Source organism: Pseudarthrobacter adonitolis (assembly GCF_055412845.1).
The window spans coordinates 78,951-85,556 of record NZ_JBVAYW010000015.1 but is presented as its reverse complement, the minus strand read 5'-3'; the positions used below and the strand labels follow the sequence as shown (position 1 = coordinate 85,556).

Annotated in this window: 5 protein-coding genes and 2 pseudogenes; 4 read left to right on the top strand and 3 right to left on the bottom strand. The window is 65.3% G+C overall.

Features of this window, described 5'->3' with window-relative positions; translation table 11 throughout:
• Both ACZYZ4_RS14610 and ACZYZ4_RS14605 read left to right on the top strand, forming a co-directional pair.
• Positions 1–121, top strand: a pseudogene (locus ACZYZ4_RS14610) (fructose-bisphosphatase class II); the annotation flags it as partial.
• Between the two features lie 380 nt (positions 122–501).
• Complete coding sequence (locus ACZYZ4_RS14605) at positions 502–1,950, top strand: sugar porter family MFS transporter (protein WP_463862009.1); 1,449 nt, start codon at positions 502–504, stop codon at positions 1,948–1,950.
• Positions 1,951–2,247: 297 nt separating this feature from the next.
• On the opposite strand, the gene iolB is transcribed toward ACZYZ4_RS14605, so the two are convergent.
• A complete protein-coding gene (gene iolB / locus ACZYZ4_RS14600) occupies positions 2,248–3,141 on the bottom strand; it encodes a 5-deoxy-glucuronate isomerase (protein ID WP_463862007.1) in 894 nt (297 codons plus the stop codon).
• A gap of 16 nt (positions 3,142–3,157) precedes the next feature.
• Positions 3,158–3,898: a GntR family transcriptional regulator gene (locus tag ACZYZ4_RS14595; RefSeq protein WP_463862005.1), complete on the bottom strand. Its 741-nt coding sequence runs from the start codon at positions 3,896–3,898 to the stop codon at positions 3,158–3,160.
• A gap of 235 nt (positions 3,899–4,133) precedes the next feature.
• Between ACZYZ4_RS14595 and ACZYZ4_RS14590 the strand changes: the two genes are divergently transcribed.
• Positions 4,134–4,604: an SRPBCC family protein gene (locus ACZYZ4_RS14590; RefSeq protein WP_463862003.1), complete on the top strand. Its 471-nt coding sequence runs from the start codon at positions 4,134–4,136 to the stop codon at positions 4,602–4,604.
• A gap of 9 nt (positions 4,605–4,613) precedes the next feature.
• Positions 4,614–5,318 (top strand): annotated as a pseudogene (locus ACZYZ4_RS14585) (hypothetical protein).
• Positions 5,319–5,350: 32 nt separating this feature from the next.
• Here the strand turns inward: ACZYZ4_RS14585 and ACZYZ4_RS14580 are convergent.
• Positions 5,351–6,490 (bottom strand): VIT1/CCC1 transporter family protein, encoded by a 1,140-nt coding sequence (locus ACZYZ4_RS14580; protein ID WP_463862001.1) that lies wholly within the window; start codon positions 6,488–6,490, stop codon positions 5,351–5,353.
• Between the last annotated feature and the right edge of the window lie 116 nt (positions 6,491–6,606).

Sequence of the window (6,606 nt, the reverse complement as noted above, 5' to 3'; positions counted from 1 at the left end):
CTACGCCAAGGACAAGGTGCTGACCCAGTCGATCGTGATGCGGTCCAAATCAGGCACCGTCCGCTTCGTCGACGGCGAACACCAGGCCCACAAGTGGGAATCCTATTCCCGCCAGAGCTAACCGCTGAACCTCACCAGGCGACGCATTCCATCCAAAGCACCCAAAGCATCGACATCACGTGTATACCCGTCCGGATCCCCGGACAGCACCGTGCTCGGGGTCCGGTCATCAACGGCGGCACCTCGTCGACTTCGTTCTACGGAAAACCTCGGACCATGTCTACCGCATGGACTTTGAACAGATGGTGCGCAGCCACATGTCCGGTGCGAAGGCGACAGTGGCGGCGGTACGCCAACTTCTGCGTCACCGGCCGCGTGAGAGGTTGTTATGAGCACAGGTTACGAAGTTTGTCAGTTTGTCCTTACATTTAAGGATTTGTTCGCTAGTATTGCTGAGATGCGGATCACGTCTTCCGCGAAACCCCGACAAAGGAGTCCCTGATGGCTACTGCCCATGTGCAAAGCGGATCGTCTAGACCGGCCGCGCTGCCGCCTTTGACTGACGGGCCTCATCGCAAGCGTCTTGGCATGGTTGCCCTTGTTGCCACGTTCGGTGGCCTGCTGTTCGGCTATGACACCGGCGTGATCAACGGCGCGCTCAGGCCGATGACCGCCGAACTCGGCCTGACCGCGCTCACGGAGGGAGTCGTCACAAGCTCCCTGCTCTTCGGAGCAGCGGCCGGCGCCGTGGGAAGCGGCCGCCTTTCCGACACTTGGGGCCGCCGAAAGACGATCGTCCTCTTGGCCGTCCTGTTCCTCACCGGCACCCTGGCCTGCGTGGTCGCACCGAACTTCGAGGTCATGGTCGTCGGCCGCGTCATCCTGGGCCTCGCTGTCGGCGGTGCCTCCTCGGTGGTCCCGGTGTACCTCGCCGAGCTCGCACCCTACGAGATCCGCGGCTCGATCGCGGGCCGCAACGAGCTCATGATCGTCATCGGCCAGCTCGCGGCGTTCGTCATCAACGCGATCATCGGCAACGTCTGGGGAGAAATCCCCGGGGTCTGGCGGATCATGCTCGCCGTCGCCGCGCTGCCCGCCATTGCCCTGTTCGTCGGCATGCTTCGGATGCCCGAGTCCCCGCGCTGGCTCATCTCCCAGCACCGCACCCAGGAAGCCCTGGATGTTCTCTCCACAATCCGTTCGCCCGAGCGTGCCGCCGCGGAAATGGCTGACGTCAAGCACCTCACAGAAGAGGAAAAGCAGATGAACATCTCCGGCTGGGGCGCGCTGAAGAACAAGTGGATCCTGCGCATCCTCCTCGTCGGGATCGGCCTGGGCGTCGCGCAGCAGTTCACCGGCATCAACTCGATCATGTACTACGGCCAGTCCGTGCTCATCGAGGCCGGTTTCGACTCGGGCGCCGCGCTTATCGCCAACATCGCCCCCGGCGTCATCGCCGTCATCGGCGGAATCATCGGGCTCTCCCTGATGCAGCGCATCAACCGCCGCACCACCCTCATTACCGGCTTCATTCTGACCACGATCTGCCACTTCCTCATCGGCATTGCCTCGATCGCCCTGCCGGTCGGCGACCCGGCACGGCCGTTCGTGATCCTCTTCCTGGTGGTTGCCTTCGTGGGCTCGATGCAGACGTTCCTCAACATCGCCGTGTGGGTGATGCTCTCGGAGATCTTCCCACTGCACATCCGCGGCTTCGCGATCGGCGTCTCCATCTTCTGCCTGTGGATCGCCAATGCCTTCCTCGGCTTGTTCTTCCCGTCCCTGGTGGCGGCGGTCGGCATCACAGGGACCTTCTTCCTCTTCGGCGTCATCGGCATCCTGGCGCTGATCTTCATCTATACCCAGGTCCCCGAAACCCGGGGCCGGACCCTCGAGGCGCTTGAGGAAGACGTCACAACCGGCGCCATCTACATCGTCCATAAGAAATAGGCCAGACTCCGGCTGTGAAAACCGGCGAGCAAGGCCGCGAATAATGGACCCGGAAGAGGGGCCGGCCTGTACGGAGTGGTCTTCCGTGCCAGTTCATGGAGATGTGGGCGAAGCGCTGACGCCGCGCAGGAATCGCTGGCCACGGGCGTCCCGGTCAGGGTGGTGCTGGCCGCGGCCAAGGCTGGCTAGGCGAGCCCTGGCTAGGCAAGCCAGGCGGCCCACGAAAAAGACTCCCCTCCGGAACCATGTTCCGAAGGGGAGTTTTTTGGGTTCTGCCTGCCTACGCGCCGAACCTGTCTAAGTGCCGAACGGCAGCCGGGGATCGATGTCCTGGCCGTTCCAGCTTTGGCGGACCCAGCCGTGGTGCGGGTCGTCGCTGATGAGCCATTCACGGACCGAACCGGGGCCAGCCATCACGTTCAGGTAGTACAGGTCGTAGCCGGGGGCCGCCATGGCGGGGCCGTGCCAACCGTAGGGGACCAGTACGACGTCGCCCGTGCGGACCTCGGCGGACACGTCGATGGGACGCTCATCCGAGGCGTATACGCGCTGGTATCCGATGGCATCGGCGTCGGCGGGTGCCCCGGAACCCGCAGCCACCTGCGTCTCGAAGTAATAGATCTCCTCGAGGTTCGTTTCGCCGTCCTTTTCCTCATCGTGCTTGTGCGGAGGGTAGGAGGACCAGTTCCCGGCGGGGGTGAGGACTTCACACACGATGAAACGGTCAGCCTCGAGGGCCGCAGGCGTGCCGAAGTTATGGACCTGGCGGGAGCAGTTGCCGGCCCCGCGCAGTTCCACGGGTGTCTCCGCCGCCGTGACAAGGCGGGTGGGATAGGAGGCTTTGGCCGGAGCTGTGGCAACGGCAAACCTGCCGCCGTCCTCGGAACTGACGGTGACGGCTCGGCCCGTTCCCGAGTACAGCACGTCGCTGGGGCCGTGGAACACGGACGTCCGCCCTTTCAGGACATACTCTTCACCGTCCACGGAGACGGTGAAGGAGCCGTTGAGCGGGACCACTATCCGCTCCTCGTCCGCTGCCGGGAGAACGACGGCGGCCCCTGCAGTTAAGGTGGCCACCTTCAGGCCCGTATGGGCCCAGCCGTCCACGGCCAGGGTTGAATCGGAGGTTCCGAGCGAGATGTCCCAACCGCCGTCGGCGGCGCTGCCCAGGGGGTAGACCCAGTTAGTCATTGATATATTCCTTGCGCTATCGCTGTACGAGTGTCATTTCAAAGCTGTAAGAATCCGCCCGGTACACGTGGTGTCCGGTTTCTACCCGGCGGCCGGCGTCGTCTGTTGCGGTGCGTTCCATGGTGACCAGGGCGGAATTAACCTCGGCCTCCAGCAGGCGCGCCTGGTAGTCGTTGGCGATCATCGCGCCGATTCTTTGCGAGGCCAGGCGGAAGTTCACGCCGCCGCGGCGAAGAATGGCGTAGAGCCCCTCAGAGGCCAGCATGGCTTCGTCCATGCTGGCGATGTCGTCCCGGACCCAGTTCTCCATCAGGGCAAGGGGCTTACCGCCCACTTTCCGCAGCCGGGTGAAGTGGTAAACCTTGGACCCGGCCGGCAGTTGGAGGGTGGCGAGCGTCGCTGCGTCGGCCTCCATGTGGGAGAAGGTCAACACCTGGGTGGTGGGCTTCTTGCCGTTATTGGAGAGGTCATCGAACAGGCTGGAGAGTTCCAGGGGACGGCGGACCTGGCTGGAGACCACCTGGGTGCCCACGCCGCGCTTGCGGACCAGCAATCCGGAGCGGACCAGTTCGTCCATGGCTTTGCGCATCGTGGGCCGGGAGAGGTTCAGCTGGGCCGCGAGATCGATTTCGTTCTCCAGCCGGCTGCCGGGTTCCAGGATTCCGCTGTGGATGGCGGCCTCGATACCCTGTACCACCTGGTGGTACAGGGGCACAGGCGAGGATCGGTCGATGATGAGACCAAGTTGATTCGCCACTAGATATTCCTCGTTCCATGCCGGAAGCTGGTGCCCGCCCGAGGCCCGGGAGGGAATCCATGTCCTACTATGTTCGCTTGATAGGACATACTGCCTTTATTGATAATATCAGCCGAACTTCGGCGGTCAAGGCTATGGCCGTGCTGTTGCACAATGCGTACCGTGCGGAACCGGACCACCGCGGCTGCACTGGCCGGCGCGCTGCCATTGGTGCCCGTGGTCCTAGGCTGGGGTGATGAACAACCGATACCTTGTGTCCCGTGAACGCTTCATCGCTGCTCCGCCCAACGTGATCTTTGAAGTCCTGGCCACACCGGCGCTGCACAGCGCGATCGACGGTTCCGGCACGGTGAAGGGTGCCCAGCCTCGCGGCCCGGAACGGCTGAGCCTCGGAGCCCGGTTCGGCATGGAAATGAACATGGCCGTGGACTACAAGATCCTGAACACGGTCTGCGAATTCGAGGAAGGCCGGCGCGTCGCCTGGCGCCATTTCTACGGCCACGTGTGGCGCTACGTCTTGGAACCGGCCACCGGCGCCGACGGTACTGTCGGCACGCGCGTGACCGAACAATGGGACGCCAGGGCGGTCCGCGGCAAGGTTTTCCTCCGGCTGGCAGGATATCTGCGCCGCCACCCCGTCAGCATCGAAAAGACCTTGGCCCGGCTGGAAGCGCACGTAGCCGGGGCGGCCGGAGCGGCAAGCTAGGTCCGCGGCGTGAACCCCTCCGGTGGCCTGGTCCCCAGCCCGCGGACCTTAGAGGTTGAGAGCCTGGAGGCCTTCGACCGGCTGGTCGTTGTTGTAGCGGTGGCCATGCACGGCTGGCACGCCCAGTCCCCGGATCTGCGTGGCCGGAACGCGGCGCTGGAAACCCTGGACGTGGAAGGTGCCATTCGATCCCTACCGGGCGCGGCTCTATACGCCGCAGGAACTGTACGTAGGCCTGGAAACTTCACCCTATGAGTAGCTGCCTGACGCCCTGGTGTACCAGTGGAGCAGCCCGGGGCAGCGCAACCGGCTGGACGCCACCCTGGCCTCGGCGCTGGTGTCCGCGTGGGCACGCGAGGCGGCCGCCGTCGCTGGGAATCCCCACCTGGTTCTACGGGCATGAACCGCCCAACTATTTTGCGACCCACAGCCAACGCCATCCATGAGGCGATCCTGCTCGAACTGTGCGACGGCGGCATCATCTTCCTGCCGGGAGCGGCCGGCACCGTGCAGGAAATGTTCCAGGACGCCTGCGAGAACTACCACAGCGCCCGCGAAGCCGTGACACCGATGGTGCTGGTGGGACGACGCCACTGGGAGCACGAGTATCCCGCGTGGCCCATGCTCCAACGGCTGGCTGCCGGACGGGCCATGGAGGACCGGATTTTCCTGGTGGACAGTCTGGACGAGGCGCTCGCGGTGCTGGGCGGCTAGCTCCTGGCCGGCTTTCGCCGCGCCCGCGGCTGCTACCCCACCACGGTGCCGAAGGCCAGCCCCAGCACGTAGGTCACGGCGGCGGCGCCCAGGCCGATGCCCAGCTGGCGCAACCCGCGCGTCAGCGGCGACGTCCCGGACAGCAGGCCCACGATTCCACCGGTGGTCAGCAGCGCCAGCCCCACCAGCACCGCGGCTACCACGAGGGCGGCCACCCCGGTCAGGCCGAACAGGAACGGCAGGATGGGGACCACGGCGCCGGACGCGAAAAAGCAGAAGCTGGAAAGCGCCGCCCCCCACGCGGTGCCCACGGCCTCATGCTGGTCTTCCGCCTCCGGCAGCTCGGGCTGCAGCGACAGGCTGGGATCGCAGTCACAGTTCAGCAGGCCCATGCGTTCCGCCACGCGGTGTTCGGCCGCTTCGTGGGACATCCCGCGCGCCAGGTAGACGAGCATAAGTTCGTTGTGTTCGATGTCCAGTTTCGGGGCGGCGGCGAGGGTGATCTGGGTGGGACGCGTGGCTGCCAGGAGCTCGCGCTGGGACCGCACGGAGACAAACTCGCCCGCGGCCATGGACATTGCACCGGCGAGGAGCCCTGCCACACCGCTGAGCAGCACCACACCGCTTGCCACTCCGGAAGCGGCCATGCCCACCACCAGTGAGAGGTTGCTGACCAGGCCATCGTTGGCGCCAAAAACGGCGGCACGGAACGTGCCGGCGAGCCGGTTGCGGCCACGGGTTGCGAGGCCGCGGACCACTTCCTCATGGATCTGTTCATCCGCTGCCATGGCGTCCGTGGCGTTGGGATCCAAGGCGTAGGGGGAGCGGCCTTCAGCGCGTTGGGCGAGGGCAAGGACGAAAACGGAGCCGAAGTGGCGGGCCAGGAAGCCCAGGAACTGGCTGCGGAGGGATGCCGGCCGAGACTTTTGGGCGTGGTCGCCGAGGAGCCGCAGCCAGTGGGCTTCGTGCCGTCCTTCGGCTTCGGCGAGGGCCAGCAGGATGGCGCGCTCCTCGCCGTCGCGGTTCTGGGCGAGATCGCGGTAGACGGCGGCCTCTGCCCGTTCGTCCGCCAGGTACTGGCGCCACCGGCGGAGGTCGGCCGGGGTGGGCTGCGGCGCGGACGGGTTGGATTCCGCGGGCCGGGCTTGGTGGGGATTGGGGTGCTGAGACACGCAAGGCTCCTGTGCTGGATGGGCATGGTTCGGCCCCATTGCACCGCCCAGCTTACCGCGGAATTCCGCGGATTTTCGGCTGGCTGCCCTCACTGCGGAGTTTAGGTTTCCCTCAA

Excerpts from the sequence above, each read along its gene's own strand:
- ACZYZ4_RS14590 (WP_463862003.1), top strand. The coding sequence starts at position 4,134 with ATGAACAACCGATACCTTGTGTCCCGTGAACGCTTCATCGCTGCTCCG.
- iolB (WP_463862007.1), bottom strand. The coding sequence starts at position 3,141 with ATGACTAACTGGGTCTACCCCCTGGGCAGCGCCGCCGACGGCGGTTGG.
- ACZYZ4_RS14605 (WP_463862009.1), top strand. The coding sequence starts at position 502 with ATGGCTACTGCCCATGTGCAAAGCGGATCGTCTAGACCGGCCGCGCTG.